A 20,391-nucleotide genomic window follows, 5' to 3' on the forward strand; every position below is an offset into this window, starting at 1 on the left:
GAGTGGTCGTGCAAGCAGTGTTGGATCAGACAGTCAGTGACAGTGATCGCTGCCCATCGTTGTCTGTCACTCCGACCGAGAGTCCATGCGATACAGGTCGGTTCTCGGACGGACTGCTTCCTGCAGTTACTATCACACATCACTGACATAACTATTTACAGCCGATCGTGATACGGGGGGACATGGATCCGAACGTAGCGCGACGGTGTCACGTTCTGTTCGGCGTCTCGTTGCTGTTACTGACGATTGGGGTCGGCTACTGCGTCATCGTTGGAACGTGTCTGGCGGATTTCGGAGTGGTGGTCGCGGGACTCTTCGTCGGCTGGGTCGCGTTGTTCTACTGTGTCGGGAACGCCACGGTCTGGGGATAGAGAGGCCGTCTCGCGCGAACGTCACACACGACAGACTGCCGACGGTGACCAAGACGGTTCACGAAGAATGGCGGCTCGGGGAAAATCCCTCGTCACAAGGGGCTCGGTGGGGGTAACACTTCGTCACGGCCGCCATGCGCCGCTACTCCCTCTGGGGGTTTCGATCTGTCGCTTCTGGATCCGTCGGCTCCCCGCCGTCACGCCAGGCCTCGAGGTCGCGCAGTTCCTCAGCCACGTTCTCGATGTCCCCGGGCTCGAGCGCCCCACGTTCAGTACTGACCTCGGTCACGCAGTCGGCGGGTGTCACGTCGAAAGTCGGATTCAGCACGTCGACGGCTGCGTCACCATCGTAAACCGCGGTTCGATCGCCGGACTCGAGGTTGACGTCCTCGCGGGTCGAGACCTTATCCGTGGCCGCGACGACCGTGACCGGAACCCCCTCACGGGCAGCAGCAATCGCCATCACGCGCGTGCCGGTCTTGTTCACCACGGCACCGTCGGGCAAGACGGTATCCGCGCCGACGACCACTCGTTCGATGTCCTCGCGTGCGAGCGCGTGTGCGATCGCCGCGTCGGTGTGGACCGTGACGGTGCTGTCGGTCGTCTCGGCCACCTCCTCCGCGACGGCGATCCCTTCACAGGCCGGTCGCGATTCCGCGACGAACACCCGCGCGGGGTCGCCCTGCCCGAGCGCCTCGAGAACCGTCCCCGACCGCGAGAGCGTCGCGACGCTGCCATCGATGCGCTCGGCGGCGGTTGCCGCAGCGTCCGTATCGGCCGCGAGCGCGCGGTCGATCCCCGACAGCGCCGCGTCGTGGACGGCCGGTGCGCTCCCGTCTCCACCATCCGCGTCGGCCATCACCCGGTTCACTCGATTGCGGAGCACGGCCATCGACGGCCGTGCCTCGAGCAATCGACCAGCGAGTTCAGCGAGTTCGTCCCACTCGCCGTCGGGATCAGCGCCAAACTCACGTCGCTCGGCGACGAGCAACCCCGCTCGATCGCGCAGCACCTCGAGTGTACGCACCGACAGGTATGCAGCGCCGTGGTCGTCGTCGGCCGCGATCGATCGGACGGTGGGGGCGACGCGCTCGTAGGCGGCCCACAGCTTCGGCACCGTCTCGCGTTCGTCGCCGACTCCCTCGAGGATCGTCGTCGGAGGGACCCACTCAGCGGTGTCGTGTTCCTCGCTGAGTTCGATCTCGCGGGTCTCGCAGTCGAACAGATAGGGGTGGACGATCCACGCGCGCTCGAGGTCGGGGTCCTCGAATTCGACTGGCCGTCCGGAGCGGACGAGCGAGACAGCATCGGGCTCGAGACCCGTTTCCTCGCGGATCTCGACGGAGACCTGGTCGTCGGGTTGGCCCTCCGCGAATCCGGAGACGCCACCCCACTGGCCGGTGTAGGTGCCGACCGTATCGCTCCGACGGAGCAACAGGATCTCGCCGCGGTGTCGGAGAAACGCGGTGACGACGTGGCTCGCGGTCGAATCGTCATCGGCGTCGCTCCCTCTGTGTTCGGTCATACGCGGGGAGACGAGCGCGCGGGGGGAATCGCTTTCGGGGCTGGCCGTCGGAGGTCTACTATGCCACGAGTTGCGATCGTCTCCGACACGCACGTCCCCTCCCGCGAGCGCGCCGTCCCCGACTGGGTCGGCGACGAACTCGAGCGGGCCGACCACGTGATCCATGCGGGCGATTTCGACTCCCAACGGGCCTACGACCGGATCACAGCCCTCGCGAACGGCAACCTGACCGCCGTTCGCGGGAACACCGATCCGCCAACGCTCGAGGTCCCCCACACCGACACGCTCGAGATCGGCGGGGTGACGTTCGCAGTGACCCACGGGGCCGGCTCGCCGGCGAGCTGGCGGCAACGAGTCGTCGAGACCGCACGCATCGAAGCGACCACTGCCGACCCGGTCGCCGTCGCAGGCCATACCCACGAGGTCGTCGACACGACCGTCGACGGCCTGCGGGTGCTCAACCCCGGCAGCGCGACCGGCGCGGCACCAGCCGACCGCGCGACGATGTACGTTGCGACCGTCGTGGACGGGGATCTGACGGTCGAAGTACGGACCGAGTGAGCCCCGGCGGCACCCGGCACCCGAGATACCGAGTGCGTGAACGATATCCGTCTCGGGTACCCCTGTGTGACTATGACACAGCGAGTGACGGTATCGCTTGATGACGACTCGGCGGCGGCCCTCGAGACGCTCGTGGCGGAGACGGGGAACGGACAAAGCGAAGTAGTGCGGCGTGCTCTGACGTTCTACGCGGCGAACTTCGAGGCGGCCGACGGGGGGCCAAGCGACAACTTGGAACAGTACTATCGAATGCTCTCCTCCGGTGAACACGTCCTGCTGGACATCGACTTCCTGCACGCGTTCCTCGAGTACTGCTACAACGGTGGCGATCCCGATCCAGCGTTCGTCGAGGCCGCCGACCGCGTCTCCGACTACCATGCCCACGAGTACGCGACCCGGTTCGAGGAGGTCGGCGACCTCCTCGAGTGGCTGTCGTTCTGTGGCTTTCTCGACGCCCGGCAAGAAGGCGAGGGCGTCTATCACCTCGTCTTTCCCTCGGAGGCGGTTCGCTGGTTCATGACGCGATTCATCGAACGCAGCACCGTCGAGTTACCGACGGAGATCAGACTCGAGCAAGGCGTCTCGAAAGTGATCGTCACCGAGGGAGAAGGGAACGGAGACTAACGGTGGCGGGTCACTCGGCGGGCGACGTCCACGTTTCGAAGACGTAGTTTCGCAGGCCGTATCGTTCGGCGAGCGTCTGCGAGAGCGTGTCGCCGCGGTAGTCGATGACGCCGTCTTCCAGCACCGTCACCGTATCGGCGACGGTGAGCCCGAAGCCGACGTCGTGGGTCGCGATGATCGGCGTGATACCGGCGTCAGTAAGCGACTCGACGAATCGGACGATCGTCCGGCACCCATCACCGTCCAGCCCGGCGGTCGGTTCGTCGAGCAGCACGTACTCCGGTTCCATCGCGAGGACACCCGCCAGCGAGACGCGTTTTTTCTCGCCACCGCTCAACGTGTTACACAGACGGTCGGTCTGCCCATCGAGGTCGAACTCCGAGAGGACGCGCTCGATTTTGTCGGGCTCGTCGATCCCGGCGTTCTGCGGGCCGAACTCGACGTCCTGTTCGACCGTCGGCGCGACGATCTGGTCGTCGGGATTTTGAAAGACGAGTCCGACGCGCATGCGCAGGTCAGCAAGCGAAGCGTCGTCGTATTCGACGGGGTCGCCCCCGACGAACACGGTCCCCGAATCGGGTTCGAACAGGCCATTGAAGTGGCGCAGCAGCGTCGACTTCCCGGCACCGTTGCGACCGAAAATGACCGTCACCTCACCCGTGTGTGCCTCGAAGTTCACGCCCTCGAGGACGGGGTCGTCGCCGTGTCGAAAGCGCAAGTCGTGGGTTTCGATCATACGGCCCACCCGGCGGTGGCGATCAGTGTGAGCACGGCAGCGACGTAACCGTGGCCCCGACTGGTGGTCCGTGCCATCGGCATCTCGCCGTTGTAGTTCCGCGCCAGCATCGCATCGTTGAGGGTTTCGGCCCGTGACATCGACTTCAAGAACACTGAAAACGCCAGCAACTTAGATGTTCGAAACGTCGTTCGGCGCGTCCGGAAGCCGAGACGCCCGCTCGCCGCGAGCTCGAGGCGACGGAGTTCGTCGAGCAGGATCTGGATGACGCGGTAGGTGAGCAGCGAGATCTCGATGACGAACTGTGGACACCGCAGCGATCGCAACGCGACAAACAGTTGCGGGACCGTCGTCGTCACGACCAGATAGCTCAAAATCGTCATCGATCCGAACGAGCGTAACCCCGTCGTTATCGATCGGTCGATTCCGGTCGAAGAGATCGAAAGCGGGCCCATCGAGACGACGGTCGGCCCGCTGGTAAACAGCGCGATGAGGATCAGACTCGGGAGCAGAAAATACACCGGGAGACGGACCACCTGCAGATAGTCGTGGCCTGTCGCATCGATACCGAGTGTCACGAAGCAGGCGAGTGCACAGATGTACGCGAGCCGACTGGGAGCGACGAGGAGCAACACCAGTGCGGCAAAGACGAAGTACGCGTTCAAGCGTCCTTCGATTCGCGAGTTCGAGGTTATCTGAATCTGTTCGAGGCTCGTGTGGTGCATGCTCACTACGGCGTCTCGGACGTGGATTTCCACGGCGACGTTCGTCCGAGATAGTAGCCGATCAGGAGGCCGCCGATCGCTGCCTGAAGACTGAACAGTAAACTCTCGATCTCACCGCTTGGGGGTGTCCAGAGACTCTCGAACCACGGCTCGTAGTCCGGGTCGATAGAATCGACTTTCTCGCCTGCAGCGCCGTCGGCCCCGCCCCACGCACCCGCAGTGGTGAACGAAAAGAGGATGAGACCGATCATGAGGAGGCCGCCCGCGACGAGCCATCGGTTCATGCAGCCACCCCGAGCCGGTTTCGGACCGACTCACTCGACATGGAGATGTATCCGATCAAGCCAGCCGCGAGCGCGCCCTCGACGACCCCGATCGGGAGCTGGGTCACGGCGAAGACGCCCAAAAACGTGATCGTGGAATCGATCACGCCACTGAGTCCGGGTTCCGCCGGGAACGCGAGGGCGAGCTGAGTGGACGTGACGACGTACGTCGTCCAGTCGGCGACGAGGGCTGCAGCGAACGTCGCTTTCTGGAGGTCCGTGTGGGGCTTGACCGAGCGGTAGACGACCCAACCAAAGAGCGGGCCGATGATCCCCATCGATGTGACGTTTGCACCGAGGGTCGTGAGACCGCCGTGGCCGAGCAACAACGTCTGATACAGCAGGACGATCGTCGAGAGGAAGGCAGTGACGGCCGGCCCGAAGAGGACGACCGAAATACCGGTGCCCGTCGGGTGTGATGTACTCCCGGTGACAGAGGGGAGTTTCAGCGCCGACAGGACGAAAATGAACGCCGCAGCGACGGCGATGTGCGCTTTGTTGACGTCCCGATCTTTCACCAGACGTGCCGTCTTCAGCGTCCCGTAGGCGACGACGGGAACCGCGATCGCGTACCACACGAGTGCCCAGAAGCCGGGCAGGAACCCTTCCATGATGTGCATCTGTGATCGTTGTACTCGGAGGTATCTCACTTCCCCATTAAAACAATTTTGTTTGATCTAATACAAGCAGGATTTCCCTGCGATGGCCGTTCGAATCGCGCAAATTGAGATGTCCACTATCTCCAGGACAGGTGTCGACATCATACGGTTTCATACGCGATCATACAATTGATACAACTTCTCAGCACCACACATACCCGTATGTTCGACTCTTAACAACCCTTTTGACCGATACGGAGAGTGGTGTATGTGAATACGCATCATGGGGATTATCGACCGACTGAAAGCGATCGGCCCGGGGGCGCTCGTCGCGGCGGCGTTCGTTGGCCCGGGAACGGTAACGACTGCGAGCGTGATCGGCGCGGAGTACGCGTACGTGCTCGTGTGGACGATTGCGTTTTCGATTCTGGCGACGATCGTCCTCCAGGAGATGAGCGCACGGCTCGGGCTGATCTCCAAAGAAGGGCTAGTGTACTGTCAGCCGTGAGTTGAAAGGCTCATATTGTCGTGGATAGTAGGTTGGTGGCAATGACCCAGTCGACGTATCCAATCGAGTTGACCGAAGAAGAGCGAGATACACTGAACAGCATTACATCGCACGGCGTCCACCGGGCGCAGAAGATTACTCGCGCACGTATCCTCCTCCAAGCCGACGACGGTAAGAGTGACTCGGCGATCGCCGAGTCACTCGGCTGTAGCCCGAGTACTCCGTGGCGAACACGGAAGAAGTTCCACGAACGTGACCGGCTCGAAGCCATCGAACGCAAGGATCCTGACCGCACCTACGAACGCAAACTCGACGGTGAGGACGAAGCTCACCTTATCGCCCTCGCGACCAGCGAACCGCCCGAAGGCTACTCCCAGTGGTCGCTCCGGCTTCTTGCCGACGAACTCGTTGTCCTCGAGGAGATCGACCACGAGTCGATCTCCCACGAGACCATTCGTCAAGTCCTCAAAAAAACGAACTCCAGCCTCACCGATCCAAACAGTGGGTGATTCCGCCGGGTCAAGACTCCGAGTTCGTCTATCACATGGAGGACATCCTCTCGCTCTACCGCGAACCATACGATCCAGACCGACCTCTCGTCTGTTTCGACGAGCACCCGACACAGTTGATCAAGCACGTCAAGCAACCGCGCCCGGCAGAGCCGGGCACGGTTGCCCGTGAGGATTACCACTACGAGCGCAACGGCACCAAGAACCTGTTTCTGGCCTCCGAACCGCTCGCCGGCTGGCGAGCGGTAAGGGTCAAAGACCGACGAACCACCGAAGACTGGGTGCATTTCATCCAGCATCTCGTGGATCAGCACTACCCGGATGCGGACTGCATCCGGGTGGTGCTGGACAATCTCAACACGCACAACCCAGCTGCCTTCTACGAATATTTCGAACCGGCTGAAGCACGTCGGTTACTCGACAAGCTCGAATTCCACTTCACGCCAGTCCATGGCAGTTGGCTCAACATGGCGGAAATCGAGTTCAATACGCTGCAACAGCAGTGTCTCGACCGACGTATTCCCGATGCGGCGACACTCCGTCAGGAGGTCGCCGCATGGAAAAAGGAACGAAACAGCGGTGAAACGGATATTGACTGGCGATTTACGACCGACGATGCTCGCATCAAATTGAAACGCCTATATCCTTCAATTGACGCCTGACAGAGCACTAGGTGAAGCGTTCCGAAACGAGTTCGAGAACCCGCTTCCGCGGACGATCTCCGTCGCACTCGTGGTGAGCGCGATCGGAATCGGAACGGCCGCGTTCCAGACAGGGAACATCGTCGGCGGTGCTGCCGGCCTGGCGACGATCACCGGCGTCAGCGAGAACATCTGGGGTCCGATTATGGGCCTGATCGCCGCCGGACTGCTGTGGACGGGGAACTACAAACTAATCGAACGGGTCTTCATCGGCCTCGTCGGGGTCATGGGCGCGGCGTTCCTGCTCAACGCCCTCATGGTCCGGCCGGACATCGGCGCGCTGGCTGGCGGACTCGTCCCGACGATTCCCGACGGGTCTGCATACCTCATCGCCGGCCTCATCGGAACCACCGTCGTCGGCTACAACCTGTTCCTGCACGCGAGTACCGTCCAGGAACGGTGGGACGGCGCGAGCGATCTCGCAGAGTGTCGCACGGACACGATCGGGATGGTCATCGTTGGCGGCCTCATCACGACGGCGATCGTCGTCACGGCCGCCGCGGTGTTCCCCGCGGGGACCGAGATCGAAAACGTCGGCGAGATGGGCGACCAGCTCGAGCCCGTCTTCGGCGGCTACGCGCTGACGTTCTTCTCGATCGGCCTGTTCGCGGCCGGCTTTACCAGCGCGATGAGTGCGCCGCTTGCCGGTGCCTACGCCACCGCCGGCGCGCTCGGCTGGGACCGTGACCTGACCTCGACGCGGTTCCGGGCGATCTGGATGACCATCCTCAGCGTCGGCATCGTCTTTTCGGCGCTCGACTACAATCCCATCCAGGTGATCGTCTTCGCACAGGTGGCCAACGGACTCCTGCTCCCGATTCTGGCCGTCTTCCTCATCTACGCGATGAACAACAGCGACCTGCTCGGCGAGTACACGAACACCACCCTCCAGAACGTTCTCGGTGGGCTCGTGACGCTCGTCGTCGTCGGCATCGGCCTGCGAACGCTCTACGACGTGCTGCTCGTCTAATGAAATTCAAATGACGGAATCAACAAACCAGGACACGAATTCGGACGCAATGACGCACAACGACTCGAGCGACGACGAGACACGGATCGGCGTCGACGTCGGCGGCACGTTTACCGACGTGGCGCTGTCGGTCGACGACCGGCTCGTCACCGCGAAGGTGCCCTCGACCGAGCCCCAGCACGTCGGCGTGCTCGAGGGCATCGAAAAGGCGTGTGACGACGCCGACATCGCACCCGGCGATATCGACGGCTTCGCCCACGCGATGACCGTCTCGGTCAACGCTTTGCTCGAACGCGGCGGCGCGCGGACAGCGCTGGTGACCACTGAAGGGTTCCGGGACGTCCTCGAGATCGGACGGCAGGACCGGCCCGATCTATACGATCTCGAGGCCGAAAAACCCGATCCACTGGTGCCTCGAGAGCGGCGGTTCGAGGTCGACGAACGGACGACCAAAGACGGCGTCGAACAACCAGTCGACGCCGCGGAGGTCCGCGAGCTGGCGGCGACGCTACGCGACAGCGATGTCGAGGCGGTCGCGGTCTCCCTGCTGCACGCCTACGCGGATCCCGAAAACGAGCGGATCGTCGCCGAGACGCTCCGCGAAGAACTAGACGTGCCCGTCTCTGCGTCCCACGAAGTGCTCGCGGAGTTCCGCGAGTTCGAGCGAACGTCGACGACGGCCGTCGACGCCTACGTCCGGCCGGCGATCGATACCTACGTCGGCCAACTGGTCGACGAAGCCAGCGAGGCGGGAATTCCGGCACCACGGATCATGCAGGCCAACGGTGGCATCGCCGATCCCGAAACCGTGCGCGAACACGCCGTGACGACGACGCTGTCGGGACCTGCCGCCGGCGTCGTGGGCGCCGCAGCGACCGTCGACGACGACGATGTCGAGGGACTCGTGACCTTCGACATGGGCGGCACCTCGAGCGACGTGAGCCTCGTCCGGGACGGACAGGCCGAACGGACGACCGACGCGGAAATCGACGGGTTGCCGATCCGAACGCCGATGGTCGACGTCAACACCGTCGGCGCAGGTGGCGGCTCGATCGCCTGGGTCGACGCCGGCGGCGCGCTCCGGGTCGGTCCGGAGTCCTCGGGCTCCCAGCCCGGCCCTGCCTGCTACGGCCGCGGTGGGACCAAGCCGACTGTCACGGACGCCAACGTCGTGCTGGGTTACATCGGTCCCGAGACTGCACTCGGCGGCGAGATGACCCTCGATATCGAGGCGGCCCGCGACGCGCTCGGTCGACTGGCCGACGAAGCCGGCCTCGAGGGGCCGCTCGAGGCGGCACAGGGCGTCTACCGTGTGGCGAATGCGACGATGACGCGGACGATCCGCTCGGTGACCGTCGAGCGCGGCCACGACCCTCGTGAGTTCGCACTCGTCGCCTTCGGCGGTGCGGGCCCGATGCACGCCGCGGCACTGGCCGACTCGCTGTCGGTCGATCGCGTCGTCGTTCCGCGACCGGGTGGGGTCCTCTCGGCGTTTGGCCTGCTCGCAGCCGACGAGAGCTACGACGCCGTGCGAACGGTGGGCGTTGACCTCGACGGCGCAGACCGGACGACGCTCGAGAACGTCTACGACGACCTTGTGGGCGACGTGCTCGCGGATGCATCCGACCGGGACCCGGCACAGGTCGAACGAGCAGCCGACTGCCGGTATGCGGGTCAGAGCTTCGAACTAACTGTCCCTGTCGACGAAGCGTTTGACGCAGCGGCGGTCGAAACGCGCTTCCACGACGCCCACGAGCGGACCTACGGCTACGCGATGGACGAATCGATCGAGGTCGTCAACCTCCGCGCGACGGCGACAGTCCCGGGCTCGGAGCCGGGGATCAGCCACGAGGGAACTGGCGACGCCGTCGTCGGCACCCGGGAGGCACATTTCCCCGAGGCCGGCGCGCGGGAGACGACGGTCTACGATTGGGATCGACTCGAGACAGGCTCGTCGGTCGCGGGACCGGCAGTGCTCGAACAGGCAGAGAGTACGACGGTCGTCCCGCCGGCCTGGACCGGCGAAATCCTCGCCGATGGGACGCTCGTCATGACGCGAACGGAGGAGGAAGGACGATGACAGGGGATTCGACAGCCGAGATGACAGACAGCATCGATCCAGTGACCCTCGAGGTCCTGCGCAACCAGCTCGAGAGCGTCGCCGAGGAGATGGGCCAGACCCTGATCCGCGGGGCCTACTCGCCGAACATCAAGGAGCGCCGCGACTGTTCGACGGCGCTGTTCGACGCCGAGGGGCAGATGATCGCCCAGGCCGAGCACATTCCGGTCCACCTCGGCGCGATGCCGGCCGCCGTCGAGGCCGTCCGCGAACACGACCCACAGCCGGGCGACGTGTTCGTGCTCAACGACCCCTTCACCGGCGGGACGCACCTGCCGGACGTGACGATGGTCTCGCCGATCGCCCCCGACGAGGACATCGTCGGCTACGCGGTCTCCCGCGCTCATCACGCCGACGTCGGCGGGATGACCCCCGGCAGCATGCCCGCGGGCGCACAGGAGATCTATCAGGAAGGGCTTCGCCTGCCGCCGACCCGCCTCGTCGAGGCCGGCGAGACTCGTGAGGACGTCCGCGCGCTCGTGCTCGCGAACGTCCGCAACGCCCGCGAGCGCCGGGCCGACCTCCGGGCACAGCAGGCAGCCAACGAACGCGCCGAGGAACGCCTCGCCGCGCTATTCGAAGAACACGGCCGCGAGACCGTCCTCACCGGGTTTGACGCCGTGATCGACTACTCGCGCGAACGGATCACCGACGAAATCGCAGCGCTGCCCGACGGCACCTACGAGGCCACCGACGTCCTCGAGGGCGACGGCGTGACCGACGAGGACATCGAGATCAGCGTCACGGTGACGGTCGACGGCGAGGCGATCGACGTCGATTTCTCGGGGACCGCCGACCAGCTCGAGGGCAACCTCAACGCCCCGCTGGCGGTCGCGACGAGCGCCGTCTACTTCGTCGTGCGCTCGATCACCGATCCCGAGATCCCGCCGAATCACGGCTGTTACGAACCTGTAAGCGTCAATGCGCCCGAAGGGACGCTCCTGAATCCGGAGCCCCCGGCCGCCGTGGTCGGCGGCAACGTCGAGACCAGCCAGCGTGTCACCGACGTCGTCTTCACCGCGCTCGCGCAGGCGGCACCCGATCGCGTCCCCGCACAGGGCCAGGGGACGATGAACAACCTCACCATCGGGGCCCGGGACGGTTCGTTTACCTACTACGAGACGATCGCTGGCGGCTTCGGTGCCCGCGCCGAGCGCGACGGCATGGACGGCGTCCAGGTCGGCATGACCAACACGCTCAACACGCCGATCGAATCCCTCGAGACCGAGTATCCGCTGCGTGTCGAGCGCTACGCGCTCCGTGAGGGCAGCGGCGGCCGCGGCCGCCATCGCGGCGGACTGGGCCTCGAGCGCTCGGTCACCGTCGAGAAAGCGTCGACGGTGTCGCTGCTGACCGAGCGCCGTCGCCACGCGCCGAAAGGCGTCGCCGGCGGTGAGGACGGCGCGACCGGCGAAAACCTGATCGACGGTGAGCCGGCACCCGCGAAAACGACAGTCGACGTCGACGCCGGGACGACGGTCACCGTCAAAACGCCCGGCGGCGGCGGCCACGGCAAACCGGTCGATGACGGTGGCGACAATGTCTGAGCCGAGCGAGCGCTCCGAACGAGTTGGGCTGGTCGTTCCCTCGTCGAACACGACGGCCGAACCCGAGTTTCGGGCGCATCTCCCGGCGTCGGTCACCGTCCATGGCGCGCGCATGGCCCTCGAGTCGGTCACTGTCGACGAACTCGACGCGATGAGCGACGACGCGGCCCGCGCCGCCGAACTGCTCGGCCACGCCGACTTGGACGCGGTCGCCTACGCCTGTACCACCGGTAGCTTACTCCACGGGCCGGGATTCGACGCCGAGCTCGAGGAGCGACTGACCGAGGCGGCCGGCGTCCCAGCAGTGGCAACGGCCCGCTCGGTCGTCCGCGGGCTCGAGGCGCTCGACGCCGAGCGCATCGCGGTCGTGACACCCTATACCAGCGACCTCGACGAAAAAGAGCAGGACTTCCTCGAAGCAGCGGGGTTCGAGGTCGCATCGATCGACGGCCGGGGACTCGAAGCGAACACGGCCATCGGCGCGCTGACGCCCGACGACGCGTCTCAGCAGGTGCGTGAGCACGTCGATCCCGCCGCCCTCGACGCTGTCTTCGTCTCCTGTACGAACTACCGCTCGCTCGCCGCAGTCGAGGACCTCGAGGCGACGCTCGGAGTCCCGGTCGTCACCAGCAACGGCGCGACGCTGTGGGATCTCTGTGGAGCGGCGGATATCGCAGTCGACGGCCCGGGAACGCTGTTCGAGCGCGACGGCCAGTGATCACGGTCTAGGGTCATCGAGCGACTTGGCGTTCGGACTCGAGGCAACAATCGGCGACTCCATTCTCCGGTGACGGTGCGCTTTTGACGGCGCTGCCCTACGCTTCGGTATGAAGCTCAACGGCGTGGCGGACCTGCCCGAGATCCGCCCCGGCGACGACATCGCCGCGCTCGTCGCGGAGCGGGCCGCCCTCGAGCCCGGCGACGTACTCACCGTCGCGAGTACGATCGTCTCGAAAGCCGAGGGCCGGACGGCCGATCTCGCCGACTACCCCGTCAGCGGCCGCGCCCGGGAGATCGCCGACCGCATCGAAACCGTGGCCGGCGAGGAGAAGGATCCGCGGTTCGCACAGGCAGTCTTAGAGGAGAGCACGGAACTGCTGATCGACTGTCCGTTCCTGCTGGCCGAAACCCGCTTCGGGCACATCGCGCCGAACGCGGGGATCGATCGCTCGAACGTGCCCGACCACGACCTGTTGTTGCTACCGAAGCGACCGAGCGAGAGCGCCGAGCGGATCCGTGCGGGGCTCGCACAGCGGGGCATCGAGGACGTCGCGGTGATCGTCACGGACACCTGCGGGCGATCGTTTCGCCACGGTCAACAGGGCGTCGCGATCGGCTGGGCCGGCATGCCGGCGAGCCGGGACTGGCGCGGCGAACGCGACCGGGACGGCCACGAACTCGGCGTCACGGTCCAGTCCGTGGTCGACGAACTCGCGGCCGCCGCGAACCTCGTGACCGGAGAGGGAGCCGGCGGGACGCCCGCCGTGGTCGTCCGCGACTGGGCGTTTGGCGACCACGACGGGAGCGACGAACTGTTTCGCGCCGTCGAGGAGGATTTCGTTCGGCAGGCGCTGCGAGAATGGAGCTTTGACGACACATGACAGACACCACTGACTCGAGCGACGACGTACCGACCGCAAACGACGACCCGACGTGGGCCATCGAACTCACGCCCGAACACCCGCCGGATCGGATCGCCGACCTCGCGACGCTGGCCGAAAAAGAGGGGTTCGACATCGCCTTTGCGAGCAGCCACTACTTCAACCGCGACCCGTTCGTGGTGTGCTCGCGGATGGCCGACGCCACCGACGAGCTCCGGCTGGGGCCGGGCGTGGTCAATCCCTACGAGACCCACCCCGTGAAACTCGCAGCGCAGGTGGCGACGATCGACGAGGTCAGCGACGGTCGCGCGGTCTTCGGCGTCGGTGCCGGGGACCGCTCTTCGCTGTCGAACCTGGGGATCGACCGCGACAGGCCGCTCCGGCGCGTCCTCGAGACGTTCGATCTCGCGCGCGACCTCTGGGCCGGCGAGACGGTCACCCACGACGGAACCTTCAGCGCGACCGACGCCTCGCTGAATCTCGAGCCCCCATCCGGGCAGATCCCGACCTACGTCGGCGCACAGGGGCCGCACATGCTCCGGATGAGCGCGAAACACGCTGACGGCGCGCTGGTCAACGCCTCGCATCCGAAAGACCTCGAGTGGGCCGCGGGCCAACTCCAAAAAGGGCTGGCAGAGCGGCCGGACGACTACGGCGACTTCGAGGCGCTCGCGTTCGCGAGCGTCAGCGTCGCCGGCAGCGAGGACGAGGCACGCGAGGTGGCCCGCCCGCCCGTCGCCTTCATCGTCGGTGGGGCCGCAGAACCGGTCCTCGAGCGCCACGACATCGACCGCGAGGCCGCCACTGCCGTGAGCAAGGCACTCGAGCAAGGAGAGCTTACCGAGGCATTCGGTCACGTCACCCCGGCAATGATCGACGCCTTCTGTATCGCGGGGACGACGGAAACGGTCGCCGACCGGTTCGCAGCGGCGCTCGAGCACGTCGACGGCATCGTCGTGGGCTCGCCGCTTGGGCCGGAGCTCGAGGATGCAATCGAACGGGCGAGCGAGGCGCTCGCTCGTGCGACTCAGTGACGGAACAATTGCAAAAACGAAACCACGGGATCAGCCTTAGCTCGCGGTGAAGAGGTTGCCAACGGCACCGAGCGTCAGCAGGCCGAAGACGGCCATCGAGAACGCGACGATGAGCCCGCCGACGAGGACGAGCAGGGGCGCGAGGCCATCGCCCATCGCCACGTCGCTAAAGAGGCTAATCATATCACTGATGTTTTCCACGATAATGTTCATCGGTGTGATGGTGTCCATATTCGGGGGTTGTTATCGATGGTACTTGGCCGTGCCGGTCCCGCGCCGACGGAGCGATTATACCGGCGGCGGACCTACCCCGACGCGTGACCGACGACGCGACGCTCTCCGAGTTTACGTCCATCGACGACGCAGCAGCGGACTCGAGTACCGACGCCGGTGCCCCCGCATCGGAGACGGACCCCGCGACGGAGACGGCCACCCAGTCGACGTACGCCTGGGGCGAGTACACCTGCGCCCAGTGTGAGCAGGCGACCGACCGCGTCTGGCGCGACGACGGCAACCTCGTCTGTCCCAACTGCAAAGCGTGGTAAGGTCGGCTGAGACCGGCAATAGCGTCCATCTCGAGGCGACCTTGCGAGTGTGCTCCCGAAGTTTTATGTCTTCGTCGGGGCTTTGTTCACCTGCAATGGCGAAAGGTACGGTCGCATTCTTCAACGACACTGGCGGCTACGGATTCATCGAGACTGACGACGCGGACGAGGACGTGTTCTTCCACATGGAGGACATCGGCGGTCCTGACTTAGAAGAGGGTCAGGAGCTGGAGTTCGACATCGAGGAGGCCGAGAAGGGGCCACGCGCGACCAACGTCGAGCGGCTCTAGGCAGGTCCGATAGGAGGTATCGTTTTCCGACCGCAACGTACGTAGCGGCAGCGCTTGCGTGAGCACGTTCGTGAAACACTGACGGTTCGAGCGACTGCTATCGGCGGCCGCGTATTCTCCTATAGGTGTCATTCATGCATCACAAAACATATGGGCCGAAGCGATGGATAGCGTCGTAATGGCCGAGTCCCCGCCAAGCCCCTCCAGAGTATGACTGATACGAATTCGACAGGAAATGCAAGTACCGAGCCAGCGGCTGACGGCGACGCCGTTCAGACCGGAACAGTCGAACGGCTCTGTGCTGACATCGAAGCGAACGTCTCTCGCGTCATCGTCGGCCACGAGGACGTCATCGAACACGTCGTCACCGCCCTGCTGGGCCGTGGTCACGTCTTACTCGACGACGTCCCCGGCGTCGGCAAGACCATGCTCGCGCGGTCGATCGCTCGCTCGGTCGACTGTTCGTTCAGCCGCATCCAGTTTACGCCCGATCTCCTCCCGACCGATGTCACCGGCGTGAACGTCTTCAACCAGCAAACCCGCGAGTTCGAGTTCCAGCCCGGTCCCGTCTTCGGCAACATCGTGCTCGGCGACGAGATCAACCGCGCGCCGCCGAAGACCCAGGCAGCGTTGCTCGAGGCGATGGAAGAACAACAGGTCACCACTGACGGCCAGACGCGGACGCTACCGACGCCGTTTACCGTGATCGCGACCCAGAACGCCGTCGAGCCGAACCGGACCTACGACCTGCCCTTCGCCGAGGTCGATCGCTTCATGAAGAAACTCCGACTGGGGTATCCCGAGCCCGACGAGGAGGCCGACCTGCTCGGCCGGACCGTCGGCGACCACCCCATCGAGTCGCTTGAGCCGGTGACCGACCGTGAGACGCTCGTTGCCGCCCGCGAAACCGTCTCGAGAGTGCAGGTCGCACAGCCGGTTCGAGAGTACGTGACGCGACTCGCCGCGTACACCCGCGAGCACGCCCACATCGGCGTCAGCCCCCGCGGAACGATCTCGCTGTTGCGCGCAGCACAAGCGCGTGCCGCCGCAACCGGCCGGGCGTACGTGTTCCCCGACGACGTCCAGACCGAGGCCCCCGTCGTCATGAGCCATCGGATCAAAACGGCCGACCGTGATCGTGACGGGGACGCGATCGTCGCCGACGCGCTCGAGCGCGTCCCCATCGAATGAGACTGACACGCCGTGGCTGGACCGTCGTCGCAACCGCTGGTGGAGCCGTCGCACTGAGCTGGCAGTTCGGCCCCCGGGCGCTGAACGCGGTTGTCGTCCCGCTGGTCGTCGTCTTGCTTGCCGGCCTCGTCACGGTCAGTCGTGCAGAGCGGCCACGCGTCACCCGCCAGCCCATCGCCGAGGGATTCGTCGGCGAGCACCGGACGGTCGCGGTCACGATCGAAACCGATGGCCCGCTCGCCGCAACCGTCAGCGACGCCGTCGGTGAGGGGCTCTCGGCGGCCACGCGACCCGTCGCCGCGATCACGCTCGAGGGCGAGCAGACGATCACGTACGACGTCGAACTCGCGCACCGAGGCCGCCACCGAGTCGGCCCGCTCGAGATCGCCGTCAGCGACGTCGTCGGCCTCGTCGAGCGTCGCTTCGAGTACGCCGACCGAACGTCAGTCCTCACCTATCCGCGGGTCCACGAGCTCGGTCGGGGGGCCGTCGACGACCTGCAGGCGCTGGCCGGCGTCACTGAGCGCCGCGAGCACGAGACGTTCGACCACCTCCGAGAGTACAACCGCGGGGACCCGCTGCGCGATGTTCACTGGAAGAGCGCAGCCAAACACCCCGACGACGGCTTGCTCGTCAGGGAGTACGGCGATGACGAGGGATCTGGTACTGTCACCGTCGCCGCCGAGTGTGTCGCTGGCCATGACGACGAGTTAGCGGCGGCCGCTGCCACCGTCGTGACCGTCCTGCTCGAGCGAGGGCTGTTGGTCGGACTCGTCGTTCCAGACGGGAAAGAGCCGCCGAAAACGGGCGGGGAGCACCATCGGACGCTCCTCGGCCTGCTTGCCGTCGTCGACGCCGGCGAACTCGACGAACGGACACGACGGGCCGCCGACGTGCTGGTTCGAACCGACGCGGACGGAACGACGATCGTCGGCGACGACCGCGAACTGCCTTTCGATGCAGGTGGCGCTGTCGACCACCCGGTGGTGACGACATGAGCACGGACGCGTCCGGACGAGCAGGCGAGCGACCGATCTCGCTCGAGACGGACCGAGTCGCCGACGCTGGGGCTGCCCGCTCGATCGCACTGCTCTGTGTGCTGGTCCTGACAGCGTCGTACGTGAGCGTCCTCTACGGGATCACGCAGGTCGTTGGCGGCAGTCGGGCACTGTTTGCGGTCGTCGTGGTGATGCTCGTCGGGGCGACGGTACTTGCACGACTGATTCGGCCGTGGACCGCAGCCGCTCTCGCGCTGGCGGCGGCTGGGGTCGGCTTCGCCTACTATCTCACGTCGGCCGGTGTCGATCCGAGCGTCGTCATTATGGCGGCCGACACGATCGTCTCGGATACCGTCGCGCTCGCGACCGGACTGCCTATTCTTCAGATGGTACAAGCGGGCATCTGGACGCTGGGGTTTGCACCTGCCCCCGTCTTCCTCTCGTGGTATCTCGCCATGCGAGGCCGGTACGGACTCGGTGTCGTTCCCGGCGGGGCCGCGCTCGGGTTTCTCGTGCTGACCGGCGACGCGGGCACGCTCGTCACCGTGGTCGGCACCCTCGCTGCCATCGGTGCCGTCGCCGCCGGCGAACTCGAGCACCGCGGTGGGTCACTCCGGCAGGCGGACCTGCTCGCGGCGCTGTTCGCGCTCGCCGTCGTCCTCTCGCTTTCGGTCACGGTCGTTCCCGGCCAGCCGGCAGCGCCGACCCACCTCTCCCAGGGCGAGCCCGGCACGCTCGAGGCGACGCTCGATACCGCGCCCCAGCGGTCGGGGATCGCCGGGGAGGTCGATCTCTCGCCGGCGGTCCGGTTTACCGTCGAGTCGGACCAGCGGTCGTACTGGCGACCGGCGTCTACGATCGGTTCACTGGCGACGGGTGGGTCCGCACCGTCGGAGCAGCCGGTACGACGGCCACCTCGCGTCGCCGCCGAGCGACTCGGGACGATCGAACAGACCATCACCCCCGAGACGGAACTGGGCGTCATGCCCGTCGCGCCACAGCCGATCGCCCTCGAGGGCGACGTGACGCGGCGGACGACTGTCTCGCAACACGGCCAGCCGCGACCGGACGCGCCGCTGTCGGCGGGCGAGCGCTACACCGTCGTGAGTAGCGTCGTCGATTCCGACCCGGCAGCGCTCGGACTGCCGGAACGGACTATCCCGACAGCGTCACCGACCGGTACCTCCAGCTACCCGAAAGCACCTCGAGCGAGTTCCAAGCGCGGACCGCCGAGATCACGGCCGACGCCGAGAATCCGTACGAAACCGCGGTCGCGATCGAACGCCACCTCGAGTCGTCGAAGGAGTACTCGCTGTCGGTCTCCAAGCCCGACGGCAACGTCGCCGAAGAATTCACGACGGAGATGGAGGCGGGCTACTGCGTCTACTTCGCGACGGCGATGACCCAGATGCTCCGCGCAGAAGGGGTCCCCGGCCCGCTACGTCACCGGCTACACGAGCGGCGAGCAGGTCGACGACGATACCTACGTCGTCCGCGGGCTCGACGCCCCGCTGGGTCGAGGGTCTACTTCCCCGAGCATGGGTGGGTCCAGTTCGATCCGACGCCAAGCGACAGCCGCGATGCGGTCCACACCGACCGGCTCGAGCAAGCCCGCGACGCCGGCATCGAGAACGTAGACACGGACGAAACCGACGACGAACCGTCCGACCCACTGGTGACGAGTCAATCGACCACTCGGAACCCGAATCCAACGAAACGCCCGGCCCCGACGACCCGAACGAATCGACACCGGCGGCGCAGGGCAACGAAACGAACGAGACCCGTCCGACCCCGCCACCGGCACGGGCGGCAGCGACTCGGCGAACGACGGCTCGCTCGTCACGATCACGCGCGAAACGGCGGCGCTCGGACTCGTGGCGCTCGTCGGTCTCGCCGCAGGCGCGCGCCGAACCAACGCGGCGACGCGGCTCCGTCGTGTCCTCGGTATCTACTGGCACGGTCGCCGACGGGACCCCGATCGAGACGCCGAGCACGCCTTCACCCGTCTCGAGCGGCTGCTCGCCCGGCAGTATCGTCCGCGGCGGCGGTCGGAGTCGGCTCGCGCGTACCTGCACGCACTGTCGATAGCAGCCGACGCAGGCGACGCGACGCCGATCGACACGCGAACCGAACGCGTCGTCGACTACTACGAACGAGCGACCTACGGGACCGGCGTCAGTCGGACGGAAGCCGACGAGGCGATCGCGATCGTCGACGACCTCGCTCGAGCCCAGCTTCCGGTGCTCGGTCGGCTTCGATGAGACGGCTGCTACTGACGGACAGACCGACGTGACGCCGGTCGCACAGTAGTACGAGAATCGAGACCGTCGCAGCCAGTGACTGTGAGAGCCCCACCTGACTCAAAAGAGACCCACGCGAGAGCATGCGGGTCCCGATAGTGTTTAATATGCCCGTTTCATAGCAACGAACGTAATGTCGGAAGTCTGCTCGACGTGCGGGCTGCCCGAGGAACTTTGCGTCGCGAGGACGTAGCCAAGGGACAACAGCAACTCAACATCCGCATTGACGAGCGCAGATACGGGAAAGAGGTAACGATCGTCGAAGGATTCGATCCGAAGGACGTCGATCTGGATAGTCTCTCGTCGGATCTCAAATCGAAGTTCGCCTGTGGCGGCACCGTCGAGGACGACCAGATCGAACTGCAGGGGAACCACACCGGCCGCATCGAGGAGTTCCTTCGGGACCGCGGCTTCAACGTCGCCTAATGCCCGCGATGCTCTGAGACGACTTCCGAGCCCACGACCGCGTCGCAGTTTTCCTATCGTTTTTTACGTCGCTCTCGAACAGTCGCGTCGGCGGCGTTCGAGGCGAAACCCTGCCAGAGAACTGCACGTGGACGATTAGAACGGCGACTCACGCGTTGTCGACTCCGCGTCGTCCCCATCCTCGCGGA

22 protein-coding genes and 3 pseudogenes are annotated in these 20,391 nt (G+C 65.5%); 18 read left to right on the plus strand and 7 right to left on the minus strand.

What is annotated here, in order from left to right:
* Window positions 1-182 precede the first annotated feature (182 nt).
* Window positions 183-371, plus strand: a complete 189-nt coding sequence (locus tag E2L06_RS15170) for a hypothetical protein (protein WP_138782444.1) — start codon at window positions 183-185, stop codon at window positions 369-371.
* Window positions 372-513: 142 nt separating this feature from the next.
* On the opposite strand, the gene E2L06_RS15175 is transcribed toward E2L06_RS15170, so the two are convergent.
* A complete protein-coding gene (locus tag E2L06_RS15175) occupies window positions 514-1,896 on the minus strand; it encodes an NUDIX domain-containing protein (protein ID WP_138782445.1) in 1,383 nt (460 codons plus the stop codon).
* Between the two features lie 60 nt (window positions 1,897-1,956).
* On the opposite strand from E2L06_RS15175, the gene E2L06_RS15180 reads away from it, so the two are divergent.
* The gene (locus tag E2L06_RS15180; RefSeq protein WP_138782446.1) at window positions 1,957-2,457 is read left to right on the plus strand and encodes a metallophosphoesterase family protein; all 501 of its coding nucleotides are present in this window, start codon (window positions 1,957-1,959) and stop codon (window positions 2,455-2,457) included.
* Between the two features lie 72 nt (window positions 2,458-2,529).
* Window positions 2,530-3,081 (plus strand): ribbon-helix-helix protein, CopG family, encoded by a 552-nt coding sequence (locus tag E2L06_RS15185; protein WP_138782447.1) that lies wholly within the window; start codon window positions 2,530-2,532, stop codon window positions 3,079-3,081.
* A gap of 10 nt (window positions 3,082-3,091) precedes the next feature.
* Here E2L06_RS15185 and E2L06_RS15190 read toward each other — a convergent pair whose 3' ends face one another.
* Genes E2L06_RS15190 through E2L06_RS15205 form a run of 4 tightly spaced genes read right to left on the minus strand, consistent with a single transcriptional unit; the run spans window position 3,092 to window position 5,485 of the window.
* Complete coding sequence (locus E2L06_RS15190) at window positions 3,092-3,817, minus strand: energy-coupling factor ABC transporter ATP-binding protein (RefSeq protein ID WP_138782448.1); 726 nt, start codon at window positions 3,815-3,817, stop codon at window positions 3,092-3,094.
* Window positions 3,814-4,542, minus strand: coding sequence for a cobalt ECF transporter T component CbiQ (gene cbiQ / locus E2L06_RS15195; RefSeq protein WP_138782575.1), 729 nt, complete (start codon window positions 4,540-4,542; stop codon window positions 3,814-3,816). The genes E2L06_RS15190 and cbiQ overlap by 4 nt, the downstream gene beginning before the upstream one ends.
* A gap of 5 nt (window positions 4,543-4,547) precedes the next feature.
* Window positions 4,548-4,826, minus strand: a complete 279-nt coding sequence (locus tag E2L06_RS15200) for an energy-coupling factor ABC transporter substrate-binding protein (RefSeq protein WP_138782449.1) — start codon at window positions 4,824-4,826, stop codon at window positions 4,548-4,550.
* Window positions 4,823-5,485, minus strand: coding sequence for an energy-coupling factor ABC transporter permease (locus tag E2L06_RS15205; RefSeq protein ID WP_138782450.1), 663 nt, complete (start codon window positions 5,483-5,485; stop codon window positions 4,823-4,825). Before E2L06_RS15205 ends, E2L06_RS15200 begins: the two co-directional genes overlap by 4 nt.
* Before the next feature lie 262 nt (window positions 5,486-5,747).
* Between E2L06_RS15205 and E2L06_RS15210 the strand changes: the two are divergent.
* The 8 genes and pseudogenes from E2L06_RS15210 to E2L06_RS15245 form a co-directional block, all read left to right on the plus strand.
* Window positions 5,748-5,954, plus strand: a pseudogene (locus E2L06_RS15210) (divalent metal cation transporter); the annotation flags it as partial.
* A 59-nt stretch (window positions 5,955-6,013) separates the two neighbouring features.
* Window positions 6,014-7,143 (plus strand): IS630 family transposase gene (locus E2L06_RS15215; RefSeq protein ID WP_138778477.1). Its coding sequence is split into 2 segments (ribosomal slippage): window positions 6,014-6,440 and window positions 6,440-7,143, totalling 1,131 coding nucleotides; the frame shifts between segments, so codons are not numbered across the junction.
* Window positions 7,133-8,152 (plus strand): NRAMP family divalent metal transporter, encoded by a 1,020-nt coding sequence (locus E2L06_RS15220; protein WP_249361447.1) that lies wholly within the window; start codon window positions 7,133-7,135, stop codon window positions 8,150-8,152. Before E2L06_RS15215 ends, E2L06_RS15220 begins: the two co-directional genes overlap by 11 nt.
* Window positions 8,153-8,201: 49 nt before the next feature.
* Window positions 8,202-10,232: a hydantoinase/oxoprolinase family protein gene (locus E2L06_RS15225; protein WP_138782576.1), complete on the plus strand. Its 2,031-nt coding sequence runs from the start codon at window positions 8,202-8,204 to the stop codon at window positions 10,230-10,232.
* Window positions 10,229-11,818, plus strand: a complete 1,590-nt coding sequence (locus tag E2L06_RS15230) for a hydantoinase B/oxoprolinase family protein (RefSeq protein WP_171052389.1) — start codon at window positions 10,229-10,231, stop codon at window positions 11,816-11,818. The genes E2L06_RS15225 and E2L06_RS15230 overlap by 4 nt, the downstream gene beginning before the upstream one ends.
* The gene (locus E2L06_RS15235; RefSeq protein WP_138782451.1) at window positions 11,811-12,536 is read left to right on the plus strand and encodes an aspartate/glutamate racemase family protein; all 726 of its coding nucleotides are present in this window, start codon (window positions 11,811-11,813) and stop codon (window positions 12,534-12,536) included. Before E2L06_RS15230 ends, E2L06_RS15235 begins: the two co-directional genes overlap by 8 nt.
* A 109-nt stretch (window positions 12,537-12,645) precedes the next feature.
* On the plus strand, window positions 12,646-13,419 hold the full coding sequence (locus E2L06_RS15240; RefSeq protein ID WP_138782452.1) for a coenzyme F420-0:L-glutamate ligase: 774 nt from the start codon (window positions 12,646-12,648) through the stop codon (window positions 13,417-13,419).
* Window positions 13,416-14,453 (plus strand): 5,10-methylenetetrahydromethanopterin reductase, encoded by a 1,038-nt coding sequence (locus E2L06_RS15245; protein WP_138782453.1) that lies wholly within the window; start codon window positions 13,416-13,418, stop codon window positions 14,451-14,453. Before E2L06_RS15240 ends, E2L06_RS15245 begins: the two co-directional genes overlap by 4 nt.
* 36 nt (window positions 14,454-14,489) lie before the next feature.
* On the opposite strand, the gene E2L06_RS15250 is transcribed toward E2L06_RS15245, so the two are convergent.
* Window positions 14,490-14,684, minus strand: coding sequence for a hypothetical protein (locus E2L06_RS15250; protein WP_138782454.1), 195 nt, complete (start codon window positions 14,682-14,684; stop codon window positions 14,490-14,492).
* A gap of 86 nt (window positions 14,685-14,770) precedes the next feature.
* Here E2L06_RS15250 and E2L06_RS15255 point away from each other — a divergent pair, with 86 nt between their 5' ends.
* The 5 genes and pseudogenes from E2L06_RS15255 to E2L06_RS22990 form a co-directional block, all read left to right on the plus strand.
* Entirely contained in the window at window positions 14,771-14,998 is a 228-nt protein-coding gene (locus tag E2L06_RS15255) for a hypothetical protein (RefSeq protein WP_138782455.1), read from the plus strand.
* 95 nt (window positions 14,999-15,093) lie between these two features.
* Entirely contained in the window at window positions 15,094-15,288 is a 195-nt protein-coding gene (locus tag E2L06_RS15260; RefSeq protein ID WP_008010533.1) for a cold-shock protein, read from the plus strand.
* A gap of 210 nt (window positions 15,289-15,498) precedes the next feature.
* On the plus strand, window positions 15,499-16,479 hold the full coding sequence (locus tag E2L06_RS15265; protein ID WP_138782456.1) for a MoxR family ATPase: 981 nt from the start codon (window positions 15,499-15,501) through the stop codon (window positions 16,477-16,479).
* A complete protein-coding gene (locus E2L06_RS15270) occupies window positions 16,476-17,477 on the plus strand; it encodes a DUF58 domain-containing protein (protein WP_138782457.1) in 1,002 nt (333 codons plus the stop codon). The genes E2L06_RS15265 and E2L06_RS15270 overlap by 4 nt, the downstream gene beginning before the upstream one ends.
* 1,276 nt (window positions 17,478-18,753) lie before the next feature.
* Window positions 18,754-18,978 (plus strand): annotated as a pseudogene (locus E2L06_RS22990) (transglutaminase domain-containing protein); the annotation flags it as partial.
* Here E2L06_RS22990 and E2L06_RS22905 read toward each other — a convergent pair.
* Complete coding sequence (locus E2L06_RS22905) at window positions 18,961-19,164, minus strand: hypothetical protein (RefSeq protein ID WP_138782458.1); 204 nt, start codon at window positions 19,162-19,164, stop codon at window positions 18,961-18,963. The pseudogene E2L06_RS22990 and the gene E2L06_RS22905 sit on opposite strands and share 18 nt — an antisense overlap.
* 187 nt (window positions 19,165-19,351) lie before the next feature.
* Between E2L06_RS22905 and E2L06_RS22910 the strand changes: the two genes are divergently transcribed.
* Together E2L06_RS22910 and yciH are read left to right on the plus strand one after the other, a co-directional pair.
* Window positions 19,352-19,738 (plus strand): DUF4129 domain-containing protein, encoded by a 387-nt coding sequence (locus tag E2L06_RS22910; RefSeq protein ID WP_138782459.1) that lies wholly within the window; start codon window positions 19,352-19,354, stop codon window positions 19,736-19,738.
* Between the two features lie 172 nt (window positions 19,739-19,910).
* A pseudogene (gene yciH, locus E2L06_RS15290) lies at window positions 19,911-20,203 on the plus strand (stress response translation initiation inhibitor YciH).
* Window positions 20,204-20,391: the final 188 nt, after the last annotated feature.

Origin of the sequence: Haloterrigena sp. H1 (assembly GCF_005938085.1) — an archaeon.
In the GTDB taxonomy this organism is placed as follows: Archaea; Halobacteriota; Halobacteria; order Halobacteriales; family Natrialbaceae; genus Natrinema.